The organism is Nonomuraea sp. NPDC050383 (assembly GCF_044459125.1).
Classification (GTDB): Bacteria; Actinomycetota; Actinomycetes; order Streptosporangiales; family Streptosporangiaceae; genus Nonomuraea.
Genome location: NZ_JBITIP010000014.1, coordinates 136,509 through 161,561 on the forward strand (window position 1 = coordinate 136,509; position 25,053 = coordinate 161,561).

General features: G+C 74.4%; 19 protein-coding genes. 13 read left to right on the forward strand and 6 right to left on the reverse strand.

The genetic code is table 11. The annotated features are described in order from the left end of the window. The first annotated feature begins 18 nt into the window (after positions 1-18). The 6 genes from ACIBG4_RS30420 (at position 19) to ACIBG4_RS30445 (ending at position 5,085) form a co-directional block, all read left to right on the forward strand. Positions 19-1,098, forward strand: coding sequence for an ABC transporter permease (locus tag ACIBG4_RS30420; protein WP_397204730.1), 1,080 nt, complete (start codon positions 19-21; stop codon positions 1,096-1,098). Then, a complete protein-coding gene (locus ACIBG4_RS30425; protein ID WP_397204731.1) occupies positions 1,095-1,970 on the forward strand; it encodes an ABC transporter permease in 876 nt (291 codons plus the stop codon). Before ACIBG4_RS30420 ends, ACIBG4_RS30425 begins: the two co-directional genes overlap by 4 nt. Continuing rightward, entirely contained in the window at positions 1,967-2,761 is a 795-nt protein-coding gene (locus tag ACIBG4_RS30430) for an ABC transporter ATP-binding protein (RefSeq protein ID WP_355438865.1), read from the forward strand. The genes ACIBG4_RS30425 and ACIBG4_RS30430 overlap by 4 nt, the downstream gene beginning before the upstream one ends. A 13-nt stretch (positions 2,762-2,774) precedes the next feature. Further along, entirely contained in the window at positions 2,775-3,680 is a 906-nt protein-coding gene (locus tag ACIBG4_RS30435) for an ABC transporter ATP-binding protein (RefSeq protein WP_397204732.1), read from the forward strand. Then, positions 3,677-4,702: a M24 family metallopeptidase gene (locus ACIBG4_RS30440; RefSeq protein ID WP_397204733.1), complete on the forward strand. Its 1,026-nt coding sequence runs from the start codon at positions 3,677-3,679 to the stop codon at positions 4,700-4,702. The genes ACIBG4_RS30435 and ACIBG4_RS30440 overlap by 4 nt, the downstream gene beginning before the upstream one ends. 71 nt (positions 4,703-4,773) lie before the next feature. Continuing rightward, a complete protein-coding gene (locus ACIBG4_RS30445) occupies positions 4,774-5,085 on the forward strand; it encodes a DUF6401 family natural product biosynthesis protein (protein WP_397204734.1) in 312 nt (103 codons plus the stop codon). A gap of 163 nt (positions 5,086-5,248) precedes the next feature. Here the strand turns inward: ACIBG4_RS30445 and ACIBG4_RS30450 are convergent, their stop codons facing one another. Further along, the gene (locus ACIBG4_RS30450) at positions 5,249-6,295 is read right to left on the reverse strand and encodes a hypothetical protein (protein WP_397204735.1); all 1,047 of its coding nucleotides are present in this window, start codon (positions 6,293-6,295) and stop codon (positions 5,249-5,251) included. 178 nt (positions 6,296-6,473) lie between these two features. Here ACIBG4_RS30450 and ACIBG4_RS30455 point away from each other — a divergent pair, with 178 nt between their 5' ends. From ACIBG4_RS30455 to ACIBG4_RS30470, 4 genes are all read left to right on the forward strand, one after another. Continuing rightward, a complete protein-coding gene (locus ACIBG4_RS30455; protein WP_397204736.1) occupies positions 6,474-7,037 on the forward strand; it encodes an acyclic terpene utilization AtuA family protein in 564 nt (187 codons plus the stop codon). Between the two features lie 88 nt (positions 7,038-7,125). After that, entirely contained in the window at positions 7,126-8,226 is a 1,101-nt protein-coding gene (gene menC, locus ACIBG4_RS30460) for an o-succinylbenzoate synthase (protein WP_397204737.1), read from the forward strand. Positions 8,227-8,457: 231 nt separating this feature from the next. Further along, positions 8,458-9,624 (forward strand): elongation factor Tu, encoded by a 1,167-nt coding sequence (gene tuf, locus ACIBG4_RS30465; RefSeq protein WP_397204738.1) that lies wholly within the window; start codon positions 8,458-8,460, stop codon positions 9,622-9,624. 79 nt (positions 9,625-9,703) lie between these two features. Further along, on the forward strand, positions 9,704-9,853 hold the full coding sequence (locus ACIBG4_RS30470) for a hypothetical protein (protein WP_355438879.1): 150 nt from the start codon (positions 9,704-9,706) through the stop codon (positions 9,851-9,853). Positions 9,854-9,935: 82 nt separating this feature from the next. Here the strand turns inward: ACIBG4_RS30470 and ACIBG4_RS30475 are convergent, their stop codons facing one another. After that, positions 9,936-12,746 (reverse strand): glycoside hydrolase family 2 TIM barrel-domain containing protein, encoded by a 2,811-nt coding sequence (locus tag ACIBG4_RS30475; protein WP_397204739.1) that lies wholly within the window; start codon positions 12,744-12,746, stop codon positions 9,936-9,938. Between the two features lie 211 nt (positions 12,747-12,957). On the opposite strand from ACIBG4_RS30475, the gene ACIBG4_RS30480 reads away from it, so the two are divergent. Together ACIBG4_RS30480 and ACIBG4_RS30485 are read left to right on the forward strand one after the other, a co-directional pair. Continuing rightward, complete coding sequence (locus ACIBG4_RS30480) at positions 12,958-15,864, forward strand: FAD-binding and (Fe-S)-binding domain-containing protein (RefSeq protein WP_397204740.1); 2,907 nt, start codon at positions 12,958-12,960, stop codon at positions 15,862-15,864. A gap of 87 nt (positions 15,865-15,951) precedes the next feature. Beyond that, a complete protein-coding gene (locus ACIBG4_RS30485) occupies positions 15,952-16,899 on the forward strand; it encodes a D-2-hydroxyacid dehydrogenase family protein (RefSeq protein WP_397204741.1) in 948 nt (315 codons plus the stop codon). Here the strand turns inward: ACIBG4_RS30485 and ACIBG4_RS30490 are convergent. Both ACIBG4_RS30490 and ACIBG4_RS30495 read right to left on the reverse strand, forming a co-directional pair. Then, positions 16,889-18,097: an amidohydrolase family protein gene (locus ACIBG4_RS30490; protein WP_397204742.1), complete on the reverse strand. Its 1,209-nt coding sequence runs from the start codon at positions 18,095-18,097 to the stop codon at positions 16,889-16,891. The genes ACIBG4_RS30485 and ACIBG4_RS30490 overlap by 11 nt on opposite strands. A 95-nt stretch (positions 18,098-18,192) precedes the next feature. Continuing rightward, positions 18,193-18,600 carry a cupredoxin domain-containing protein gene (locus tag ACIBG4_RS30495; protein ID WP_397204743.1) on the reverse strand — a complete coding sequence of 136 codons (408 nt, stop codon included), beginning with the start codon at positions 18,598-18,600 and terminating at the stop codon, positions 18,193-18,195. Between the two features lie 237 nt (positions 18,601-18,837). Here ACIBG4_RS30495 and ACIBG4_RS30500 point away from each other — a divergent pair, with 237 nt between their 5' ends. Continuing rightward, positions 18,838-18,966 (forward strand): hypothetical protein, encoded by a 129-nt coding sequence (locus ACIBG4_RS30500; protein ID WP_397204744.1) that lies wholly within the window; start codon positions 18,838-18,840, stop codon positions 18,964-18,966. Positions 18,967-19,030: 64 nt separating this feature from the next. Here the strand turns inward: ACIBG4_RS30500 and ACIBG4_RS30505 are convergent, their stop codons facing one another. Both ACIBG4_RS30505 and ACIBG4_RS30510 read right to left on the reverse strand, forming a co-directional pair. Continuing rightward, positions 19,031-22,435: a phosphodiester glycosidase family protein gene (locus ACIBG4_RS30505; protein ID WP_397204745.1), complete on the reverse strand. Its 3,405-nt coding sequence runs from the start codon at positions 22,433-22,435 to the stop codon at positions 19,031-19,033. Positions 22,436-22,519: 84 nt separating this feature from the next. After that, on the reverse strand, positions 22,520-24,715 hold the full coding sequence (locus ACIBG4_RS30510; protein ID WP_397204746.1) for a hypothetical protein: 2,196 nt from the start codon (positions 24,713-24,715) through the stop codon (positions 22,520-22,522). Positions 24,716-25,053 lie beyond the last annotated feature (338 nt).

Below are 25,053 nucleotides of genomic sequence, written 5' to 3' on the forward strand. Positions count from 1 at the left end.
GCTCGTGACGTGTCAGCCATGACGTCCGTCAAGGAGACCGCGGACGCCGCGCCCCGGGTGCGGCGGGGGCGCGGCGGGCATCCGCTCGCCCGCTTCCTGGTCCGGCGGATCCTGACCGCCGTGCTGCTGGCCCTGGGCATCACGCTGGTGACGTTCGTGCTGACGAACCTGGTGCCGGGCGACCCGGTGGCCGCCAACCTCGGCCAGCGGGCGCTCGGCGACCCGGCCATCGTGGCGCAGTGGCGCGCCGAGCACGGCCTGGACAAGCCGCTGTGGGAGCAGTACGTGATGCACCTCGGTGGTCTGGTCCAGGGCGACTTCGGCGTCAGCCAGCAGAGCCACCGGCCGGTCGCCGAGGACCTGGCGCAGTTCGTCCCGGCGACGCTGGAGCTGGCGGGGGCGGCGATCGTCGTCTCGCTGGTGCTCGGCGTGGCGTTCGGCGTGGTCGCCGCGCTGCGCCGCGACCGGCTGCCGGACCATGTCCTGCGGGTGCTGAGCCTGGTCGGCATCTCGGTGCCGACGTTCTGGCTGGCGCTGGTGGCGTTCTACGTGTTCTTCTACCGGCTGCAGATCACGCCGGGCAGCGGCCGGGTGGACCCGGCGATCGGCGAGGCCCCCGGGGTCACCGGGCTGCAGACGGTGGACGCGCTGATCGCCGGCCGGTGGGACGTGTTCACCTCGGCCGTCGGCCACCTGATCACCCCGGCGCTCGTGCTGGCGCTCTACACGATCGGCCTGCTGACCCGGTTCACCCGCTCGGCGGTGCTGGAGGTGCTCGGGCAGGACTACGTGCGGGCGGCCCGCGCCAAGGGGCTGCCCGGCCGGGTGATCCTGTTCCGCTACGTGCTGCGCTCGGCGCTGGTGCCGATCATCACGGTGGCGGGCCTGGCGTTCGGCAGCCTGCTGTCCGGCACCGTGCTGGTCGAGGCGATCTTCGCCTGGCCGGGCGTCGGACAGTACGCCTACAAGAGCGCCACCACCCTCGACCTGCCCGCCGTCATGGGCGTCGGCCTGGTCGTGGGCGTGGTCTACCTCGTCATCAACCTGATCGTGGACGTGCTGTACGGCGTCATCGACCCGCGTGTGAGGCTCCAGTGAAACGCGATCCCCTGGCCCGCAGGGGCCTGCTCGGGCGGCTGCCCGAGGCGTGGCGGCAGCCGCTGGCCGTCGTGGGCGCCCTGGTCGCGGTGGTCTGGCTGGTTGTCGCGCTCGCGGCGCCGGTCCTGGCGCCGCACGACCCGCTCGCGCAGGAGCTGCCGCGCCTGGCCCCGCCCGGCCCCGGGCACTGGTTCGGCACCGACCAGCTCGGCCGCGACATCCTCAGCCGCGTCATGTACGGCGCGCGGGTGTCGATCCCGCTGACGCTCCTCCTGGTGACGCTGTCGGTGCTGATCGGCGGCCTGCTCGGCGCCTGCGCCGGCTACTTCGGCCGGTGGGCCGACGAGACGATCATGCGGGTGGCGGACCTGGTGTTCGCCTTCCCGACGGTCATCCTGGCCATGGTGGTGGCCGCGGCGCTGGGCGCGAGCCTGGTCAACGCGGTGCTGGCCGTGCTGGTCGTCGCCTGGCCCGCCTACGCCCGCGTCACCCGCGGCCTGGTGCTCGGGGTGCGGGAGCGGGAGTTCGTGCTGAGCGGGCGGCTGCTGGGCTTCTCCGCCTGGCGCTCGCTGCGCGTGGACGTGCTGCCGAACGTCACCGGCCCGGTCCTGGTGCTGGCGACGCTGGACATCGGCACCGCGCTGCTGCTGCTGTCGGGCCTGTCGTTCCTCGGCCTGGGCGCCAAGCCGCCGTCGCCCGAGTGGGGCGCCATGGTGGCGGGCGGGGTCGAGGTGTTCGACAGCTGGTGGGTCGCGACGTTCCCGGGCCTGGCGATCCTGACGGTGGTGCTCGCGTTCAACTTCCTCGGCGACACCCTGCGCGACGCCCTCGACCCGCGTACGGCCCGTGCCATCAAGGAGCGTGCGCTGTGACCCCCGACAAAGCCGGCGGGACGACGCTGGACATCACGGACCTGAAGGTCACCATCGGCGGCAGGGAGATCCTGCGCGGCGTGGACCTGTCGCTCCAGGAGGGCCGGGTGCACGGCCTGGCCGGGGAGAGCGGGTCCGGCAAGACCATGACCGGCCTGGCGGTGCTGGGGCTGCTGCCGCACGGCGCGCGGGCCACCGGGCGCATCGCGCTCGGCGACCGTGACCTGCTGACGCTGCCGCCGCGCGAGCTCAACAAGGTGCGCGGCGGCGAGGTGGCGATGGTCTTCCAGGACCCGGCCACGAGCCTGCACCCGATGCTGTCGGTGGGCAGGCAGCTCACCGAGCACATGCGCCACCACCTCCAGCTCGGCAGGAAGGAGGCGCGGGCCAGGGCGGTGGAGCTGCTCGGCAAGGTCCGCATCCCGGGCGCCGAGGAGGCGTACGGGCGTTTCCCGCACCAGTTCTCGGGCGGCATGCGGCAGCGCATCGCGATCGCCATCGCGCTGGCCTGCTCGCCCCGGGTGCTCATCGCCGACGAGCCGACGACCGCGCTCGACGTGACCGTGCAGGCCGGCGTGCTGCGGCTGCTGCGCGGCCTGTGCGACGAGCTGGGGCTGGCGGTGCTGCTGGTCACCCACGACCTGGGTGTCATGTCGGCGATCGCCGACGAGGTCAGCGTGATGAAGGACGGGCTCGTCGTCGAGACCGGGCCGCGCGGCCAGGTCCTGCGGGAGCCGTCGCACGCGTACACCCGATCGCTGCTGGACTCGCTCCCCGGGGAGACCGCATGACGCTGGAGATCGCATGACGCTGGAGATCACGGACCTGGTGGTCGAGCATCGCTCCCCCGGCCGGCCGGTGGTCCGGGCCGTGGCGGGGGCGAGCCTGACCGTGCGGCCCGGCGAGGTCGTCGGGCTGGTCGGCGAGTCGGGATGCGGCAAGTCGACGCTGGCCCGCGCGGTCTGCGGGCTGAACCCGGTCACCGAGGGGTCCATCACGTTCGAGGGGCAGCCGGTCACGCCGCTCGGGCTGCGCCGCCGTACGCTGACGGGCGTCCAGATGGTGTTCCAGGACCCGTACGCGTCGCTGAACCCGCGGCGGCGCGTCGGCGACCAGATCGCCGACGGCCTGCGCACGGCGCGCGACCACGGGACCGACCCGGCCGACCTGCTGGAACGGGTGGGGCTGCCGCGGGAGTTCGCCGGGCGGCATCCGCACGAGTTCTCGGGCGGCCAGCGGCAGCGCATCGCGATCGCGCGGGCGCTGGCGGCCCGGCCGCGGATGCTGATCGGCGACGAGCCGATCTCCGCGCTGGACGCCTCCGCCCAGGCGCAGGTGGCCACCCTGATGCGGGACCTGGCGGTGGACTCGGGCGCGGGGCTGCTGTTCATCAGCCACGACCTGTCGGTGGTGCGGCTGATCGCCGACCGGATCGCCGTCATGTACCTGGGCCGGATCGTCGAGGTCGGCGACACGGCCGAGGTGTGGGACAACCCCCGCCACCCGTACACGCAGGCCCTGCTGCGGGCGATCCCCAAGCCGGACGGGATGGGGGTGCTGCCGGAGGAGCTGCCCGGCGACGTGCCGGACCCGGCGGCGCCGCCGTCGGGCTGCCGGTTCCACCCGCGCTGCCCGTTCGCGATGGACGTGTGCCGGGAGAAGGAGCCCGAGCCAGGGCCGGTGGCCTGCTGGCTGCACGAGCCCGCGTGACCGGCGGCCGGACCGGGGGCCCGGCCGGGGACGGGACCGGGGTCGGCGGCGGTCGGCTGGGGGCCGTGCGCGCCGCCATGGCGGAGGCGGGCGTGGACGCGCTGGTGCTGCGCCCGTCGCCGGACTTCCGGTTCCTGGGGGGTACGGGCCAGGGCTTCCTCGTGGTCACGCCCGCGGCGTGTGAGGAGACGGACGACCCGGGCCTGATCGTCCCGGCCGGGGCGCGGCGGGTGGGGGTGGACCCGGAGATGCGGGTCCGTGAGCTGTTCGGGCTGTCGCTGGAGGCGGAGCTGGTGCCGGCGACGGCCGTGCTGGCGCCGCTGCGGCTGCGCAAGGAGCCGGACGAGGTCGGCGCGGTGGCGCGGGCGGCCCTGGCGGCCGATGCGGTGCTGGCGGGGGTGCGGGAGCTGGCCTGGTTCGGGGCGACGGAGCGGGCGATGGCGCGTCGGCTGGCGGCGCTGCTGCTGGAGTCCGGGTGCGAGGAGATCCTCTCGGTGCGCGTCGCGGCGGGCGAGCACACCGCCCGGCCGGCGCACCGGCCCGGCGAGCGGGTGATCAATCCGGGCGACGCGCTGCTGGTGTCGCTGTGCGGGCGGTGGGAGGGGCACTGCGCCGAGGTGGCGCGGGTCTTCGCCGTCGCCGAGCCGCCGGAGGACTTCGAGGCGATGCACTCGGTGGTGCTCGCCGCGCACGCCGCCGCGCAGCGGTCGGTACGGCCCGGCGTCCCGGCCTCGCAAGTGGCGGCCGCGGTGCGCGAGGTGATCGACGGCAGCGGCTACGGCCGGTTCGCCGCCCCGCAGGCCGGGAGGGGGGTCGGCCGGGGCCACCGGGAGGGGCCGTGGCTGCGGGCGGGCGACGACACGCCGCTGGAGGCCGGGATGACGCTGTGCGTGGAGCCGGCGATCTACGTGCCGGAGCTGTTCGGGGCACGGGTGGCGGACGTGGTGGTGTGCGGGCCTGGCGGGGCGTCGCCGCTGCATCCGGGCATGGTCCCGGTGACCCTGTGGGTGCTGGACCGCTGAGGCGGCCCGTTAACCCACCCTGTACCTTTTTATGCAACCATGCCGGATAAATCCTCCTTAAGGTTGTTTGCGTGTTGTTTGAGAAGGGATGGGCGACTTCCCCTCTGCGGTGGCTGATGGACACCCTGGGGCACGCCCAGCTGCAACGGATGACGGGCGAGCCCGGCCTCGTGGCCGCGGTGGACCAGCACGCGGCGGCGCTCCGGGACACGATCGAGCTCGACCGGGAGACGCTCGGCGACTACCTCCTGGGCTTCGCCGACGAGCTGCGGAACCGGGGCTGGACCGTCCGCGAGGAGCTGGACGCGGTCGCCCTGCGGCTGACCGCCATCTGCTGGCTCGCCCGCGAGCTGGACCTGCTGGCCGACGAGTCCCCCGCCTGACCTTCCCGGCGACCCTCGCCCGCCTCACCCGGCGCGTTCGCGCCTCCCCCGGCGCGGTCCGGCCCGCCCCTCCCCCTGCGGCGCTCCCGCCGTGGCCCGGAGCCGGCAGGCAGGGGCCCGGGCGCGTCACGGGTGCACGCGTCCGGGCCTCCAGAGCCGGCGATCAGGCGTCGCGGCCGGGGTCGGGCCCCATGCCGCCCCTCGGGCCCCCCTCCGTCCACGGACGGTCCTCACTCGGCCGTCCCGGCTCGGCGGGCCGGCCCATCGTGCCGGGACGGTCCGCGGCGCCGGGCTCCATGCCGCTCCGTCCGGCCTGACCCGGCCCCATCCCGGTCTGACCGGTCTGGCCCGGCTCCGCCGGCCGGCCCGGCTCCATGGGCTGACCGGGCGGCATGGGCTGGGCGGAAGGACGCGCGCCCATCTCGCCCGCCTGCTCCGAGCGCGCCGGTGCGCCGGCGGTCTCCGGCGTCCTCGCGGCCTCTCGCCCGGGAGCCATCTGCTGGGCGTCCTGGCGCCCCCGCTGGTACGCCTCGGCCTGCGCCCGGGCCTGCGGCGCCTGGCTCTCCATGCGGTCGAGCCAGCGATCCCACCGCTGCTGCATCGGCCGCACCATGCCGCCGCCGATCCCGATCGCGATGATGGCGCCCACGGTCGCGAGCACGGTGATCAGCACCGGTGTGGTGACCGTGGTGGCAACGCCGATCTGGTTCAGGGCGGCGATGATGCCCAGCGCCCAGATGAACACGGAGGCGGCCGTCGCGATCCACCGCCCGTACGAGAGTCCGCCCAGCATGCCGTTCACGAGATCTCGGACGGCGGCGGCGATGGCGCCGGCGACCACCACGATGATGATCGCCACGATCGCCTTGGGCAGCCAGGCCACCACCCCGGTCAGCAGCGCGGAGATCGGATTGGGCCCGAACACGCTGAAGGCGATCTGCAGGGTGACCAGGATGATCGCGTAGTAGATGATCTTCCCGACCAGAGTGCTGGCGTCGTAGCGGCTGCGCTCCATCACTCGCCCCATGCCGCTGCGCTCCACCGCGCGGTCGAAGCCCACCCGCTCCAGGATCTTGTCGGCGACCTTCGCCAGCAGCTTGGCGATCAGCCAGCCGATGACGAGTATGACGATGAAGGCGACCAGCCTCGGTACGAACGTGGCGATCTGCCGGAAGACGTCCGTCAGGCCTTGGCCGATGTTGATGTTCACGGGTTTCCTCCTTCGAGGATCCAACGCAATCGCGCTACCCCAGACAGGACATTTCACACACTCTCCGCGACGAAGCGGGTGCCCAACGCCATATCGGACATCAAATCCGCAGGTCAAGGGAGATCCACGACCGTCTCACGGAGTGTAATCATCGATCGCACAGGGTAATGATCAGGTCATGCTGCGGATCGGCGTCTCGGGCGTGCACGGCTCGGCGGACATGGTCATCTGCGGGTGGCGCGACGGCCGGCCGGGCCGGCTTCGCACCGGCGTCAAGCTGATCTTCGAGGCGGGCGGCGTCGTCCCGCGCCTGCCGGGGCTGCGGACCGGCAGCCGGGTGGCCCGCGGGCCGGAGGCCATCGCGCGGGCGCTGTGCGAGGGCGTGGACGTGGTGGTCACCGAGCCGGGCGACCCGGCCGCGGTCGTGGTGGCGGCCGGCATGTGGCACTACGGCTGGACGGCCGAGGACGTGGGGGCGCTGGCCGGCGCCACGGTCGCGGGCCTCGCCCTGGCCGCGCAGCGGGCGCCGTGCGTGATGGAGATCCGCCGCGACGGCGGCGCGGCGCTGGACGGCGAGGTGAAGGCGGACGCGGTGCTGGCCTGCCTGGCCGCCCGCTTCCGCTCGGGCCGCTATCCGACGCCCGTGGTGACGGTCCTGCTGGAGTCGGTCCGGCTCAGCCAGGAGGCGCCGTGCCGGGTCCGCATCGCCCCCTGCGCGGGCGAACCCGCCCATGCCCGCTAGCCTGCCCACGCCTCCCGAAGCGCAACGCCTACCGTAGGACAGAGCGCCCCGTCCGGCGGGCGCTCCGACCATCGCGCAGGGAGTCAGTGTGAAGATCACAGGAGTTGAGCTGCGGCGGATCGCGATGCCGCTGGTGGCGCCGTTCCGCACGTCGTTCGGCACCGAGACGGCCCGTGACGTGCTGCTGGTCAGGGTCGTCACGCCGGACGCCGAGGGGTGGGGCGAGTGCGTGGCGATGTCGGAGCCGCTCTACTCCTCCGAGTACGTGGACGGCGCGGCCGAGGTGATCCGCCGCTTCCTGCTGCCCGCCCTGCCGCCGTCGCTGGACGTCCACGCCGTGGGCCGCGCCCTGGAGCCGGTCAAGGGGCACCGCATGGCCAAGGCCGCCCTGGAGACGGCCGTGCTGGACGCGCAGCTGCGCGCCTCCGGCGAGTCGTTCGGCCGCTTCCTCGGCGCGGCCCGCGACCGGGTGCCCTGCGGCGTGTCGGTCGGCATCATGGACTCCGTCCCGCGCCTGCTGGACGCCGTCGAGGGCTACCTCGGCGAGGGGTACGCGCGGATCAAGCTGAAGATCGAGCCCGGCTGGGACGTGGAGCCGGTCCGGGCGGTGCGCGAGCGCTTCGGCGACGACCTGCTGCTCCAGGTCGACGCGAACGCCGCGTACACACTGGTGGACGCCCCCCGCCTGGCCCAGCTCGACGCGTTCGACCTGCTGCTGATCGAGCAGCCGCTGGCCAACGACGACCTCGTGCAGCACGCCCGCCTGGCGCGGCGGCTGCGCACGCCGATCTGCCTGGACGAGTCGATCGAGTCGGCCGAGCACGCCGCCGCCGCGATCGAGCTGGGCGCCTGCTCGATCGTGAACATCAAGCCGGGCCGGCTGGGCGGCTACCTGGAGGCCCGGCGCGTCCACGACCTGTGCCGGGCGCACGGCGTCGCGGTGTGGTGCGGCGGCATGCTGGAGACCGGCATCGGCCGGGCCGCGAACGTGGCGCTGGCGGCGCTGCCCGGCTTCACGCTGCCGGGCGACACGTCGGCCTCGCGCCGGTACTACGCCACGGACGTCACCGAGCCGTTCGAGCTGAGCGACGGCCACCTGGACGTGCCCACCGGCCCCGGGCTCGGCGTGGACCCGATCCCGTCGATCCTCGACGAGGTCACCACGTCCACGGAGTGGATCCCGCTGTAGGCCGCCCGGAGGCCCCGGAATAATCCGTTGCCGGGCGGCGCTGAGGCTCGGCACCATGGTCATCATGTTCCGGCACGCCACCTTCGCGACGCCCGCCACCGCGGGCGCTTCGCGGCGTGTCCGCGACGGCCTGGAGCGCTGACCTCTTCCCGTGCGTCCGAGTGACCCGGCGGGGGGAGGTCGACGGCCCCACGGGTCACCACCGGGACTCCAGGCTCCAAGGAAGGCATCATGGCCAAGCAGGCCTACGTGCGGAACAAGCCGCACCTCAACATCGGCACGATGGGACACGTCGACCACGGCAAGACCACGCTGACCGCCGCCATCACGAAGGTGCTGGCCGAGCGCGGGCAGGCCACGTACACGCCGTTCGAGCGAATCGACCGCACCCCGGAGGAGCACTCCAGGGGCATCACGATCAACATCTCGCACGTCGAGTACGAGACCGCCAACCGGCACTACGCCCACGTCGACATGCCGGGCCACGCCGACTACGTGAAGAACATGATCACGGGTGCGGCGCAGCTCGACGGCGCCATCCTCGTCGTGTCGGCGCAGGACGGCATCATGCCGCAGACGCGGGAGCACGTGCTGCTCGCCCGGCGCGTCGGCGTCGAGCACCTCGTCGTCGCCGTCAACAAGGCCGACGGGGCCGACCCGGAGCTGACCGAGCTCGTCGAGCTGGAGCTGCAGGAGCTCCTGGAGGGCCACGGCTACCGGGACGTCCCGATGGTGCGGGTGTCCGGGCTGCGGGCGCTTGAGGGCGCCCCCGAGTGGACGGCGTCCATCGAGGCGCTGCTGCGGGCCGTGGACGAGCACGTGCCCGTGCCGGTCCGCTACGTGGACGCGCCGTTCCTCATGCCGGTCGAGAACGTGCTCACGGTCACCGGGCGGGGCACGGTCGTCACCGGCGCCATCGAGCGGGGCACCGTCACCGTGGGCGACACGGTGGAGGTGGTCGGTCTCGGCGACGGCCTCACCGCGGTGGTGACCGGGGTGGAGACGTTCGGCCGGACGATGGAGCGGGGCGAGGCCGGGGACAACGCCGCCGTCCTGCTGCGCGGGGTCCGCCGCGAGCAGGTGCGGCGCGGCATGGTCCTGGCCGCGCCCGGCAGCCAGCGGGCGCACCGGTCGTTCACGGCCCGGCTCTACCTCCTCACGGCCGAGGAGGGGGGCCGGCGGCGGCCGGTCGCGCCGGGGTACCGGCCGCAGTTCTACCTGCGGACCACGGACGTGCCCGGCGAGCTGGCGCTGGACGGGCCGGCCGAGCCCGGCCAGAGCGTGGAGGCGCGGGTCGAGCTGGGCAAGGCCGTCGCGGTCGAGCCGGGGCTCGGCTTCGCGATCCGTGAGGGCGGCCTGACCGTCGGCGCGGGCACGGTCCTCGCCGTCCCCGACTGAGGCACCGGCCCGGCACAGGGAACGCCCGGAAGCGGGGACGCGGTCGCTTCCGGGCGTTCGTCGTGGGTAGGGGAGGCGCATGGCGACGCTCATGGACAAGCTGCGCGCGTACCTGCGCAGCCCTCAGGGACAGCAGACGATCGAGAAGGCCAAGCGGATGGCGAACGATCCGCGCAACCAGGACAAGGCGCGGCGGTTCCTCGACAAGTTCCGCACCAAGCGCCCCTGATCCGGCCGCCCCTGATCCGGCGCTCCGGGCTGCCCGGACCCCGGGCGGGCGGGAGCCCGCCGGGGCCGGGGTCGTGCGCGGCTCAGGCCGGGTCGAAGCGCAGCCGCAAGGCGGCCGGCTCCGGGCGCAGCTCGTAGGCGGGCAGCGTGCCGGGGCCGCAGCTCGCCGTGCCGATGCCGTGCTGGGCGAGGTCCAGGTTGACGTGGACCCGGTCGCCCGGCACGAGGTCGGGCCGGTGGCGGGCGCGTTCGAGGTCGGCCGTGCTCCACCGCCGGGCCGTGAGCCCGAACACGGGATCTCCCGCCACCCGCACGCCGCGACCGCCGGAGCCGGTCAGCGTGGCCCAGCGGACCTCCGCCCGGTGACCGTTCTCCTGGGGGCGGACGTACGGGGTCTGCAGCTCCTCGACGGTGGCGGACCAGCGGCCGACCCTGGCCGCCATCCCGGTGTCGGGGTACGCCTCGCCCGGACCCCGACCGAACCAGGTGACGTCCCCGAGGTCGCCGGGGAGCGCCATGACGACGCCGAGCCTCGGGATCGGGCCGGGCCACTCGGCTTCGGGTTCGACCTCGACGGTGAGCGTGAGGCCGTCGCCCGCGGCGGCCCACCGGTAGGTGACGCGCATGCCGGCGTCGGTGGCGGCGGGCGCCACCCGGGTGCGTACGACGAGCCCATCCTGCTCCGGCACAGCCACCTCGTCCACGCGGTGGGTGAGCCGGTGCAGGCCGCTCTCCCGCCACGCCGCGGCGAGGCCGCCGTACCGGTCGTTGTCGGTGGGCGCCCGCCACAGCTCCAGGCGGGGCCCGTCGACGTCCAGCCCGAACAGCCGGACGAGCCGCCCGCTGCCGGCGTCGAACCGCCCTCCTCCGACGGCGATCTCCCCGGCGGCCGTGACCGGGGAGACGCTCGCGCCCGACCGAGGTGCCGGGACCTCGGCGCCGTTCCCGGCAGGGGCCAGGCGGGTCTGCCCCCACGCGACCTCGTGCCCGGCCTCGGCCCACGGCTCGTCGGCGGCCAGCACGGCGCGCACGGTCAGCCACCGCTCCCCTTCCCCCTCCGGCAGGTCGGGCAGCTTGACCTCGCCGCCCCCGGCGGGGACGTCGAGCGTGAACCGCGTCAGCGGCTCACCGTCCGCCTCCACCGTGGCGTGGAAGTCCAGGTGCGACAGGTCGCGGAAGCCGTACCCACCGCTCACCCGGACGATCCCGTCGCCGAACGCGAAGCGGACCGGCTCGAAGACCTTCTTGAGGTCCAGCAGCCCGGGCGACGGCGTGCGGTCGGGGAAGACCAGCCCGTCGATGACGAAGTTGCCGTCGTGGACCGGCTCGCCGTAGTCGCCGCCGTAGGCGTACTCCAGCTCCGGGTGGGCGAGCCCGTGGTCGATCCACTCCCAGACGAACCCGCCGGCCAGCCGCGGGTACCGCTCGAACAGCTCCTGGTACTCGGCCAGGCCGCCGGGCCCGAGCCCCATGGCGTGGGCGTACTCGCACTGCATGAACGGCATGCGCCGCCGCCGCGCGTCGAGCTCGGGGTCGGGCAGCGGATCCTCGGTGCCGCGCCCGATGGCCTCGACCTCGGCGTGGCCCGCGTACATCCGGGAGTACACGTCGGCGTTCGCGCACGACCAGTCACCCTCGTAGTGGATCGGCCGGGACGGGTCGCGCTCGCGCGTCCAGTCGGCCATGACGGCGAGGTTGCGGCCGACGCCCGCCTCGTTGCCGAGCGACCACATGATGACGCTCGGGTGGTTCTTGTCGCGCTCGACCGTGCGGCGCATGCGGTCGAGGTACGCCTCGGCCCAGCGCGGGTCGTCGGTGGGGTTGGCGCGCCAGCCGACCTGGCCGAAGCCGTGGGTCTCCAGGTCGCACTCGTCCACGACCCACAGGCCCAGCTCGTCGCACAGGTCGAGGAAGTCGGGGTGCGGCGGGTAGTGGCTGGTGCGCACGGCGTTGACGTTGTGCCGCTTCATCAGCAGGACGTCCTGCCGCATGGTCTCGTACGGCACGGCGCGCCCGTGCTCGGGGTGGAACTCGTGCCGGTTCACGCCCTTGAGCAGCAGCGGCCGGCCGTTCGCGAGCAGGACGCCGTCCTCGATGGAGATCGTCCGGAATCCCACGCGCAGCCGCACGGTCTCCCCGGGGCAGGCCACGGCGGCGTCGTAGAGGCGCGGCGTCTCGGCGGTCCACGGCTCCACGTCCAGGGTGACCGGGGTGCCGGGCTCCAGGCCGTCGACGCCCAGCTCGGGCACGCTGAGCAGGCCGGGGCCGTCGAAGCTCAGCGTTCCCCGGCCGTCCTCGTACGAGGCTCGGACGAACACGTCGGCGGTGGACCGGGTGAGCGTGACGTCCCGGAAGATGCCGGGAAGCCACCACATGTCCTGGTCCTCCAGGTAGCTGGCGGCCGACCACTGGTGGACGCGGACGGCCAGCACGTTGCGGCCCGGCCGCAGGTACGGGCCGGCGTCGAACTCGGCGGCCAGCCGGCTGCCGGTGGTGAAGCCCAGCTCGTGGCCGTTGAGCCAGACCCGGGCGTACGACTCGACGCCCTCGAACCGGAGCCGCCCGCCGCTCCACCCCTCGGGCAGGTCGAAGGCGCGCCGGTAGTCACCGGTGGGGTTCTCGGTCGGAACGTGGGGCGGGTCGATCGGGAACGGGTAGGAGACGTTGGTGTAGGCAGGGGCGCCGTGGCCGTGCAGCGGCCAGTGCGACGGCACGGGCAGCTCGTCCCACGCGGAGTCGTCGTGGCCGGGGTCGGCGAAGTCCTCCGGCACGGCGGCCGTCGGCGACAGGCGGAAGCGCCACGTGCCGTTGAGGTCGAGGGAGGGGGCGTCGGAACGCAGAGCCGCCCGGGGCGCCAGGCGGCCCGAGCCAGGAGTGAAGTGTGCGAGATCCATCGCCGCCTGAGCCTAGAGGTTCCAGCCTGTTTCGTCAGCGATGAGTTCGGCGTCACGGATGCGGCGCCCCTCCGGATTGACGGCCTGCGGGGAACGCAGCGTAAGCGTTGCTTGGGCTTGAGCGGGGATCCGCCGGTCCGCGGGGGCTTGGTTTCGGCCGGGCAGCCCCGCAAGCTGAGACGGAGGAATGCGGACGAACAGGGAGCACACGTTGGGCACGCCCGCCGGCACCCGGACGACCGCGCAGGGCGGCACCGGGGCCGCCGGTGAGCTCGCGCGGCTCGTGGCGGCGCTGCGCGCGGCGGGGTGCGGCGAGGTGGCGGCCGACGCGGGGCGGCGCGCCCAGTACGCCGCCGACGCCTCCAACTACCGGCGGGTCCCGATGGCCGTGGTGTTCCCCCGCGAGCGGCGGCACGTCGTCGAGGCGGTGGCGGTGTGCCGCCGCCTGGGCGTGCCGATCACGTCGCGCGGCGCCGGCACCAGCACCTCCGGGCAGGCCGTCGGCTCGGGCGTGGTCCTCGACTTCTCCCGGTACCTCAACCGCGTCCTCGCGGTGGACCCCGAGGCGCGCACGGCGACCGTCGAGCCGGGAACCGTCCTGGACGACCTCCAGAAGGCCGCCGCCGCGCACGGACTGGTGTTCGGCGCGGACCCGTCCACGCACAGCCGCTGCACGCTCGGCGGCATGATCGGCAACAACGCCTGCGGCTCGCACTCGCTGGCCTGGGGGCGTACCGCCGACAACCTGGTGGCGCTGGAGGTCCTCACCTACTCCGGGACCGTGATGACGGTCGGCGCGATGACGGAGCAGGAGGTCCGGGCGGCCGTCGCGGAGGGCGGCGAGCGCGGCCGGCTGGTCGGCGCGCTGGCGGAGCTGGCCCGCAGCAGCCTGGCCACGCTGCGGACCGGGCTCGGCCGCTTCCCCCGGCAGGTGTCGGGCTACGCGCTGGAGCACCTGCTGCCCGAGCACGGGTTCCACCTGGCCAGAGCGCTGGCCGGCAGCGAGGGCACGTGCGCGGTGATCCTGTCGGCGACCGTGCGCCTGGTCGCGCCGCCGCCGGCGCGGGCCCTGGTCGTCCTCGGGTTCGCCGGCGCGGGTGAGGCGGCGGACGCGGTCCCCGCGCTGCTGGAGCACCGGCCGCTGGCCCTGGAGGGGCTGGACCGGGCGCTGACCGGCATCGTGACCCGGCCGGCGACCCGGGCCGAGATCGAGGCGCTGCCCGCGGGCCAGGCGTGGCTGTTCGCGGAGCTGGGCGGCGACCCGGCCGAGCTGCCGGAGCGGGCGCGGGCGCTGTGCGAGGCGGCCGGGCGGTCGGCCGGTTCCACCGGCGCGCTGACCGTCACCGACCCCGGGCGGGCGCGGCGGCTGTGGCGGATCCGGGAGGACGGGGCCGGCCTGGCGACCCGGCTGCCCGACGGGTCGGAGGCGTGGCCCGGCTGGGAGGACGCCGCGGTGCCGCCCGCGCGGCTCGGCTCGTACCTGCGCGGCTTCACCGCCCTCATGGACCGGTACGGGCTGCGCGGCGCGGTGTACGGCCACTTCGGCGAGGGCTGCCTGCACGTGCGCATCGACTTCGACTTCGGCACCGAGGCCGGCGTGGCCCGGTTCCGGTCCTTCCTCACGGACGCGGCGCGCCTGGTGGCCGAGCACGGCGGCTCGCTGTCCGGCGAGCACGGGGACGGCCAGGCCCGCTCCGAGCTGCTGCCGCTCATGTACGGGCCGGAGGTCATGGCGCTGTTCGAGCGGTTCAAGGACCTGTGGGACCCGGGCGGCGGCCTCAACCCCGGCATGATCGTCCGGGCCCGGCCCGTGGACGGCGACCTGCGGGTGGACCCGCGCCGGCCCTCGGTCCCGCTGGCCACCGTGCTGCCGCTCGGCTCCGACGGCGGCGACCTGGCCAGGGCGGCCCGCCGCTGCGTCGGCGTCGGCAAGTGCCGCACCGCCGATCAGCGGGGCGAGGTGATGTGCCCCAGCTACCGCGTCACCCTGGACGAGAAGGACTCCACGCGCGGCCGCGCCCGCCTGCTGTACGAGATGACGCAGGGCCAGGTGATCACCACGGGGTGGCGCTCGCCGGAGGTGCTCGACGCGCTCGACCTGTGCCTGTCGTGCAAGGGGTGCAGCGTGGACTGCCCGGTCGGCGTGGACGTGGCCACCTACAAGTCCGAGTTCCTGCACCACCACTACCGCCACCGGCCGCGGCCCGTCTCGCACTACTCGATGGGCTGGCTGCCGCTGCTGGCCCGGCCCGCCTCGCGGATGCCGCGCCTGGTCAACGCCGTGCTGTCCTCGCCTCTGTCCCCGCTGATCAAGCGGCTCGGCGGGGTCGCGCGCGAGCGGGAGCTGCCCCGCTTCGCCGGCGAGACGTTCCTGTCGTGGTTCCGGCGGCGGCCGTCCCCCGCCGGCGAGGCGACGCGTGGGCCGGTCATGCTCTGGGTGGACTCCTTCGACAACCACTTCAGCCCGTCGGTGCTGCGCGCCGGCGTGCGGGTGCTGGAGAGCGCCGGGTACGAGGTCCGCGTGCCGCCGGGCACGCAGTGCTGCGGGCTGACCTGGTTCACGACCGGCCAGCTCGGCACGGCCCGCCGCCTCGGCCGCCGGGCCCTGGACGCGCTCGGGCCGGCGCTGGAGGAAGGTGTGCCGGTGGTCGGGCTGGAGCCGAGCTGCACCGCGGCGCTGAGGACGGACCTGCCGGAGCTGCTCCACGGGGACGAGCGGGCCCGCCTGCTCACCGGGGCCGTCGTGGGCCTGGCCGAGCTGCTGGTCCGCTCCGGGTGGGAGCCGCCCGGGGCCGGCGGCCGTTCGATCAGCCAGACCCACTGCCACCAGCACGCGACCAGCGGCTTCGACGCCGACGCGGAGCTGCTGCGGCGCATGGGCGTGGACAACACCGTGCTGAGGTCCGGGTGCTGCGGGCTGGCCGGCAACTTCGGCTTCGAGCGGGGCCACTACGAGGTGTCGGTGGCGGCGGGCGAGCAGGTGCTGCTGCCGGCCGTACGGGCCGCCGCGCCGGACACGGCGGTGCTGGCGGACGGCTTCAGCTGCCGCACCCAGATCGCCCAGGGCACCGGCCGCCGGGCCACCCACCTCGCCGAGCTGATCGCCGAAGCACTCTGACCCCTTCGCCCGCCGCGGCGCTCACGCCCCCACCGCGCACCGGCCCCGTCAGGGCCGCCCGCGAGAGCCCCGGTAACGTCCACGGACATGATGCGTTGCCTGATTCTCGATGACTACCAGGGTGTCGCCCTCACCATGGCCGACTGGTCGGCCGTGGAGGCGCGGAGCCTGCGCGAGCACATCACCGACCACGACGACCTGGTCCGGGCCGCCGAGGACTGCGAGATCGTGATGATCATGCGGGAGCGGACGCCCTTTCCCGCCTCGCTGTTCGCCCGGTTGCCCGCGCTGCGTCTGCTGATCACCTCGGGCATGCGCAACGCGGCCGTCGACCTGGAGGCCGCCTCCGCCCACGGCGTCACGGTGTGCGGCACGGCCAGCAGCCCCACCCCGCCCGCCGAGCTCACCTGGGCCCTGATCCTCGGCCTGGCGCGCCGGCTGGTCCCGGAGGCGACGTCGCTGCGCGAGAACGGCCCCTGGCAGCGGAGCGTCGGGCTGGACCTGCACGGGAGCACCCTCGGGCTGCTCGGCCTGGGCAAGATCGGCCGCCAGGTCGCCCGGGTGGGGCAGGCGTTCGGCATGAACGTGGTCGCGTGGAGCCAGAACCTCACCGCGGAACGGACCGACCCTCTCGGTGTGCGGCTCGCGGCCTCCAAGGACGCGCTGATGGCGGGGTCCGACATCGTCTCGGTCCACCTGGTGCTCGGCGAACGCACCCGCGGCCTGGTGGGCCGCCACGAGCTGGGCCTGATGCGCCCGACGGCCTACCTGGTCAACACCTCGCGCGCGGCCATCGTCGACCAGGAAGCCCTCATCGAGGCCCTCCGCGCCGGCTCCATCGCCGGCGCCGGGCTGGACGTCTTCGACACCGAGCCGCTGCCGGGCGACCACCCGCTGCGCACCCTGCCCGACGTGCTCGCCACACCGCACCTCGGCTACGTCACCACAGGCAACTACCGGACGTACTACCGGGAGGCGGTCGAGGACATCCACGCCTTCCTCGCCGGTGAGCCGATACGCCTGCTCAACCCATGAGCCTGCCGCCCTCACGCCGGGCGGAGCGCGCTCGCGACGCGGCGGCGGCGCCGGACAGGCCGTACACGCGGGCGGCGTTCTCGGCGCCCACCAGGGACGCCACCCGCGCCGCCTGGCCGGCCGACCACTCCCCCTCCGCCACGAACCCGCCCAGCACCCGCGCCGTCGCGCGCCGCCACAGCGTCGCGCCCAGGTGGTGCAGCTCGGCCGGCCCCCAGGCGTCGGAGGAGAACAGCAGCTTGGCGAACGGCGCCACCTCCAGGCTCTCCGCCACCAGCGCGGCGGCGCGGGCGCCGGTGTAGGTGACGCCCAGCCCCACGTCGAGGTGGACGTTCGGGTAGGCGTGGGCGAGATGGCCGGCGTTGCGGTGGTACGGGTAGCAGTGGAGGAGCATCAGCGGGACCCCGGTCGGCTCGGCCCGCTCGATGAGCCCGCGCAGCAGCAGCGGGTCCGCCCGGCGCAGGTCCACGTCGGGATCGCCGAAGCCGGTGTGGAACTGGAGCGGCAGACCGCGTTCCAGGCCCGTCCAGATGAGGTGCCGCAGCAGCACGGGATCCGTGACCCTCCACCTCGTCTCCCCCGCGCCGCTCGCCTCCGCCTCAGCCAGCCAGCGGCCGGCCGCCTCGGTGACCTCGGCCGCAGAGGGCGGGGACGGGTCGAACTCCAGGCCGTGACGGTAGGCCACGACGGTCTTCAGGCCGCGCGCCGTACGGGACCGCTCCCCCAGGGCCTCGGCGAACCGCCGCGCGAACGCGCCCGCCCCGCAGCCGGACGCGGCCACCCGCTCGGCGACCTGCTCCAGCCGCACCACCTCGTCCACGGGCACGCCGGTGACCTCGGCCATGCCGGCCGGCCCCAGGATCTCCTCGCCCCGGTAGCCCGTCTCCAGCAGGTAGTGGCCGACGCCCGCGGCGCCGAGGAGCCGCCGGTTGACCTCACCGGCGCCCAGCCGGGCCCGGCGCGCCAGGTACTCCTCGGGCGAAGGGTGCGGGTCGAGGCCCAGCACGGGGGCGCAGTGCCGGAGGATGGCGTGTCCGAGCTGCGAGTCGAAGGAGGTCATCCAGCCCGGCACCGGCCGGTCCGACTCGGTGATCAGCTCCTCGAACGCGCGGCGGGACAGGTCGTGCGCGGTGGCGCCGTGGACGTGGTGGTCCACCAGGGGCAGGTCGTCGATGATCTCGGCGAGGTCGGCGGCCATCGGCGCTCCTCCGCTGGTTCGGCACCGCTCCGCTCCCGCCGTACCCGCCGTTCACCCGCCCCATGCCACCGGGCGGTCCTCCTGGGCCGCGGGCGCTACCTGACCTTGATCGTTGTCGCCATGCCGTGCGCGCGATGCGCGTCGACCGGGCACCACAGGTGGTACGTCCCCTTGCGCAGCGTGACCGACAGCGACGTCCGGCCGCCGGGCGGAATGATCGCGGACGTCGCGGCGACATGAGGCCCCTTGATCGACAGACCGTGCGGGACGTGGCCGGCGTTGCGGATCCTGAACGTGTGGGCGCCGGGCTGCAAGTGGGCCGTCGAGAGCGCCAGGTGGAACTCCGTCTCCGTCACCACGACGGACGTGCTCGCCCGGGCCTGGGCCTGGGCCTGGGGCGCCGCCGCCCCGATCGTCCCCCCGTACGCCGCCAGCGTCACCGCGGCGACGACGAGTCCCGCCGCCGGGCGCCGCGTGCCTCCACGAAGAAGCGCAACAGACATGATCGCCATCCCTTCATCGCGTGGACCGATGACCGTCATGGCCGCTCCCTGCCTGCCCGGCCGCGCGTCACGCTATCGCCACGGGACGCCCATCACTGCGCACGGATCGGGTCGCCACCGGCGCGTCGCCCGCGTCCTGGTTCATGTCCTGGTTCGCCGCGACCCTGCGGGTAGGTAAGTCCTGCACGCCTCGGCTCGGGGGGAGGTGCGGCGATGCTGACGGAATTCGATACCGCCATGCTGATTCCGATCGGCGTCCTGCTCGTGGTGATCGCCGTCCTCACGATAGAGAACGTCATCACCGCCCGGAACGAGCGCCGCGACCGCAGAGACGCCGGCGACTCCTCCGACGAGGGCGGACCGTGACCCCGTCCGGGACCGGTGAGCCCCGCGAGGGCGCCCGCCGGATGAGGCGAGCGCCCTCGGGGCGTCAGGCGGCTGCCTTGGCGGAGATCGCGACCGTGGCCTGGCGGGTGACGCCGCTGACCGTGACCGCGACCGTCACCTGTCCCGCGCGCCGCGCCGTCAGCGTGCCCGTCTCCGGGTCGAGGACCGCCACGTGCCACGGCTTGGCCGTCCGGGCGGGGCCGAGGTGCAGGTTGGGCGAGCCCGACCAGGCGGCCGACACCGGGTAGGAGGCCGGCACGGCCCGTGTCCCCTGCTTGACCTCCGCCGTGACCCGGCCGGTGCCGCCGGGGGCGAGCGTGGCGGGCGCCGTGAGCGTGAGCTCGTCCGTGTGCGGCCGCACCTGCGTGCCGATCCAGGCCGGCGCGTCCACGAACCAGTTCCGCTTGACCTGCTCGGCCTCCTTCGGCGTCACCGGGTCCACGCCCCACAGCGACCAGCCGGTGAACCCGCCGTCATCGGCGGCGGTGGCGGGGTTCTTGCCGGAGTTGCCGTTGATGAAGTACGGCACCGCGTCCACCCGCGAGGCGTGGAAGGTGCCGACGTGCGCGCCGATGTAGGCGGCGCCCTTGCCGGTGGTCCGCTGGAAGTCGGCGAGCCACTGCTCGACCAGCGCGGCCTCCTTGCGGTCGCCGAGCTGGCTGCCCTTGCCGGGCGTGGGGTCGCGCGGCGGCACGTGGAACAGCACCGCCACCGACCCGACCGAGGCGTCGCGGGCCGCGGCGTCGAGCTGCGAACGCAGCAGCGCCACCTGCTCGAAGCCGCCGCCGCGCAGGTTGAGGCGCGAGGTGTCGAGCGTGACGAACCGGGTGCCCTTGTGGTCGAACGTCCCGTACGTGTCGCCGAACACGGCCTCGAAGTTGTCGATCTTGCCGCCCATGACCTCGTGGTTGCCCGGCACGTAGTGGTACGGCACGGTGCCGCGCAGCTCCTCGTCCAGGATCCGCTTGGCCAGCGCGAAGTCCTCCGGCGACGCCTCGTCCACGAGGTCGCCGTTGATGATCAGGAAGTCGGGCTCGGCCGCCTTGATCTCGCGCAGCGTGCGGCGGGCGTTGCGGACGATGTCGCTGTCGGGGTCGCGGGCGACGAACTGCGCGTCCGACATGACCGCGAACCGCCACGGCATCGCCGCCACGTCCGGCCGGACCACCGGGTCGGCGACCTTGGCGGCGGCCGGGGCCGACACGGACGGCGGCACCTTGGCGACGAGCCCGTCGATGAGGATCTCGTTGGTGTACTTCGTGTCGGCGCGCGTCTCGGCCACGTAGAAGCGCCGCAGGCGCAGCGGGTAGTTGACGCCCGCCGGCACGGCGAACTCGACGTACTTCCAGCCGGTCCACGTCATGTACGGCCCGCGCAGGATCTGCGACTGGCCGAGCGCGTCGTAGAACTCCAGGCTGGGCCACTCCCCCTTGCCGGTGGAGTTGATCCACATCCCGAACCCCTGCGGCTGCCCCGGCACCACGATCTGCTGCGGCGGGCTGGCGTACGCGGCGCGGGTGGCGGTGGACTGGGTGAAGTCGTAGGACAGCTTGAGGCCGCCCCCGCTCTGCCCGGTCGCGGCCGACAGCGAGCCGGTGGCGCGGGCAGCGGCGAACGTCCAGGACGCGGCGTCGTCGAACCCGGCGACCGGCTTGTCCTCGAAGCCGACGGTGACGGGCACGGCGGCGCTGACCTGGCCCACCTTGGCGGTGATGAGCCCGGAGCCGGTCTCCTTCCTGGCCTTGACCGTGAAGTAGCCCTGGTCGGACGGGGTCACCTCGAACAGGTCCTTGTCGTACGACAGGGACAGGTCGGCGGGCTCGATGGGCGCGGAGTTGCCGTTGCGGTCGTAGCCGACGACGCCGAACGAGGCGCTGCCCGAGGCGCCGGGCAGGCCGACGCGGTCGGTGGTGAGGCCGAGCCGCTGGAGCGGCTGGAGCACGGTCAGCTCCAGCGTGCCCTTGGCGGCGCCGCGGGAGGCGGTGACGGTGGTCTGGCCGGGCACGAGCGCGTGAAATCTGCCGTCGCGGACGACGCCATGGACGGCCGGCTCGGAGCGCCACGACGGGGTGCCGGCTGCCGGGCCGTACGTCTCGTCGTAGCCGGCGGCGCTCAGCCGCCTGGTGAGGCCGGGGAAGACGCGGTCGGGCCGGCCGCCCGCGACGGGGCCGGTGCCGGGCACGCGCGACGGGTCGCCGGCGGTCTCCAGCCAGAAGCCCTTCAGCTTGCCGCTGCCCTCGGGCGCGAACAGGGCCAGGCCGTTGGGCACGTGCCGCTCGCCGCCGTCGGACGGGCTGTTCTCGACCTGGACGGCGGCCTGGCCGGGCTCGCGGGCCAGCAGCGTGGAGGAGCCGCCGCCGTCCATGTTGAGGGCGTTGGCGGCGCCCAGCTCGGCCATCATGGCGGCCAGCTCGTTCAGGGTGACGCCGCGGCTGTCGGCCTGGCGGCCGTCCACGGTCAGCAGGTACATCTTGCGGCCGTCGGCGGAGAAGCCGACCGCGGTGCGCGGGTGGGCGGCCGGGTCGGACGAGGTCTGCACGACGCCGTCCTTGACCAGCACGTAGTTGCCGCCGACCGCGGCCTTGAGCGTGCTGCCGTCGGACGCCTTGGGCCGGTACGCGACGTCCACGTGGTCGCCGGACTTGAGCGCGGCCAGCGCGGCGGCGCCGGCGTCCCGGCCGAGCAGGACGGTGGTGCCCGCCGGGATGGCGCCGGTGCCGGCCGCCTGACGTACCTCGGTGACGACCCCGTCCACCAGCACGACCTCGGTGACGGCGGAGGCGCCCTCGACGGCGCGGGCCCGCGTGTACGAGCCCCACAGCGGCGTGAACAGGCCGACGCCGTCCTTCTGGATGACCTGATTGAACTGGGTGAGACCGATCGGCGCGCCGCCCGAGGGAGTGGCGGTGCCCTCGAAGTACGCCTTGAGGACGCGGCCGACGCCGTCGCCGGTGATGGCGACCGCGTTCTCGTGGCCGGCCACGGGCGACTGGATCAGGGTGCCGTCCTGGACGCCGACGCCCTGGGCGGCGCCGGAGGCGTTGATGTCGAAGAAGTCGCCGTTGACGGCGGCGACGGCACGGGCCCGCCCGGCCGGGCCGGACAGCGGCTCGGTCTTGGTGACCTCGCCGGAGTACACGTAGTCGGCCTTGGCGCTGCCCAGGTCGGCGGTGAGGGCGTCGCCGCGCAGCCAGCCGAGCGCGTCGTAGCGGTCGAACGAGGTGAGCGAGACGCCGGGGGCTACGGGCCTGGTCCGCTTGTCGGTCTCCAGCCGCTGGGTGGCGGTGGTGGAGGTGGCCGCGGCGTCGGCGAGCAGCGTGGAGGCGGGGGTGTAGGACGACGCCTTGAGCGCGTCCTCGGCGGGAGCTTGGGGGTCGGCCTGCGCCGGGACCGCGACACCTAAGAGGAGCACGGACGCGGCGGCGGCCACGTAACGGAGGGTCTGCACGACCGAACTCAATCGCTCGTGGCTATAACTTTCAAGACTTGGCAATGAACTAAAAGAAAACTTCAGGAGCGAGGGGGCGGGCGCTCAGGCCGGGGTGGGGGCCGCCCCGCGGCGCTCCACGTCCTCCGCGTCCTCCGCCGCCGCCGCGTCCGCCGGCTCGGCGGCCTCCGGCGAGCGCAGCCCCGCGTACAGGACCAGCGGCACGGCCAAGGACACGGCCATGGACAGCACCGCCGTGCCGGAGTCGTTGACGAGCATGCCCACCACGCCGCTGACCAGCGCGCCCACCAGGCCGGCCCGCAGCATCGGGGCCCGGGCGAACGCCTGCGGCACCAGGCCCGCGCTCACCTTGGCCGGCCGCAGCAGCGCGAACACCAGGAACGCCAGCCCGACGATCACGATCGGCATGAGGTTGGGCGACAGCATGGTGTTGAGCATCGCGCCGAGCTTGCGGCCGATCATGGGCAGGAACGTCCCGTCGATCACCTGGCCGACGAACCGGCCGAGGTGCGTCTGCGCCGCGACGGGCCGCGTGTGGTCCAGGATCGCGATGATCGACACCGCCACGCCGCCCAGCACGCAGAACCCGGCCAGCTTGACCACCGACACCCGCTTGCCGGCCACCAGCATCGCCGTCACCGCGATCCCGGGCACGAACGCGATCACGCCGCCGAAGTCGCTGCCCACACCGGGCCAGCCGGCCAGCAGCATCGCGATCAGGCCGAGCGTGGAGACCAGCGTCACCGCCACCCTCCTGCGCCCGACGCGCACCAGGTGGTCGGCGGCGACGGCGGTCACCATGAGCACGGCGGTGGCCAGCAGCGCGAACGGGATGTTGGCCAGCCCGTAGTAGCGGCCGCCCACCACGGCGGTGTAGCCCATGAGGCTGTTGAACTGCAGGGTCGTACCGCTCAGCAGGTCGCCGACCAGGGCGGCGGCGGTGACGCCGGCGACCACGGCGGGCGGCCCGAGGGGATGACGCCGCCACGGGCCGGCCAGGGCCGCCGCCACGATCACGGCGGCCAAGCCCAGCACCCCGCCGACGAGCGCCGCGGCCGGCACCCCGGCCCGCACCCACGGCAGCAGGTTCACCAGGTACGTGGAGACGGGGATCGAGGCGACGGCGAGGGCCGCGACGCCCACCGCGTAGGGCCGCCTGCGGCGCGTCAGCAGCAGGTAGGCGACGACGTAGAACGACACCTGAACGACGGCGAACCCGGTGAAGAACAGTCCGGTCGTGGAGCGCACCGTGGTGCCGGTCAGGTCGGCCTCGCGCAGGTGGGCGGCGGCCTCGCCGAGCGGCAGCACGCTGCCGGGCCGCCATGGGACGCCGACGACGGTCGGCGGCGCCTCGATGCCGGCGGCGGCCAGCACGGTGGGCGTGATGTCGGGCAGGATGACGATGTCCTCGCGCCTGGTCGAGGTGGTGCCGAGCAGCGCCCCCGGCTCGGCACCGGCGCCCTTCCACATCGCGACGCGCAGGTGCGGCACGGTGCCGTGGTCGCCGATGCCGGCCAGGACCACGTCGCTGCCGGCGGGCACCTTGGCGAGCGCCTCGCCGACCTTCGCGTCGGCGGCGCGCACCGCCTCCTCGCGCCGTGCCGGGGTGAGCGCCTCGGGCTCGGCGGGCAGCCTGCCGCCGGAGAGGTACGGGGTGATCAGCTCGTCCACGTCCACGGCCGTCACCCGGCAGCGGGACCAGTCGGCCAGCGCGGCGGGCTCGGGCGCGTACACGTCCACCTTGCCCTCCAGGTCGGCCAGGGCGAGCGCCGCTCCCCCGCCGACCGCCGCCGTGCACTGGCCGGCGGCGTGCACGGCCTGGCCGAGCGTGCCCGCGTACGCGCCGTCGCGCAGGCCGCGCAGCTCCCGGAACCCGGGCACGACCGCGCCCTCGCCGCTGACCTGGGGCTCGGGCGGCAGCCCGCAGCCGTGGCCGACCGCGGAGCGGACGCCGGACGACACGGTCAGCCAGCCGTCGTACGGGCAGGCGACGGTGCCGACGGTCTTGACCGACACCGAGCCGAGCGCGCTCTGACCGGCCAGCCGCCAAAGGTTGGGCGTGCGGGCCGGGTCGAGGTCGTCCCAGTGCAGGCCGGGCACGCCGACGAACACGACCCGCCCCTCCCCGGCCGTCCCCGCCGGACCCGTGGAGAGCGCCGCCGTCTGCGGCGTCCGCGCCGTGTCCATGACCTCGGCGACCTCGGCCGCGGCGGGCTGTGCCAACCACAGCGTCGTCGCGGCAGCGAGCAGCAGCGCCCACCTCACCGTCGGTGCCCCCATCCGGATGAGGAGCCCCGCGCGGCTGTGGCAACCCCGGCCGCCGCCCGGTGCTCAAGTCGAGAAGTGTCGGCAACGTAGCACGGGCCCGTCCCCGGGCGCTCTCCTTTTCGATCTCTGTGATCGTGCTGTCGGCCTTGGGTTCTCCTGGTGGCGAGGACGCCGCCGCGGACCGTTCACGCCTCGCCGATGACCCGGCGCCCCCTGTCTCGATGTCTCCGACCAGCTACCTACCCGGCGGCCCACCCGCAGAACATGCCCGCCCGAGCCGGACGGCGGCGAGAAGCCGTCCACCGGCGCCGGGCGCGAAAAGACATACCGGCCAGTGGTCGCGAACGGCG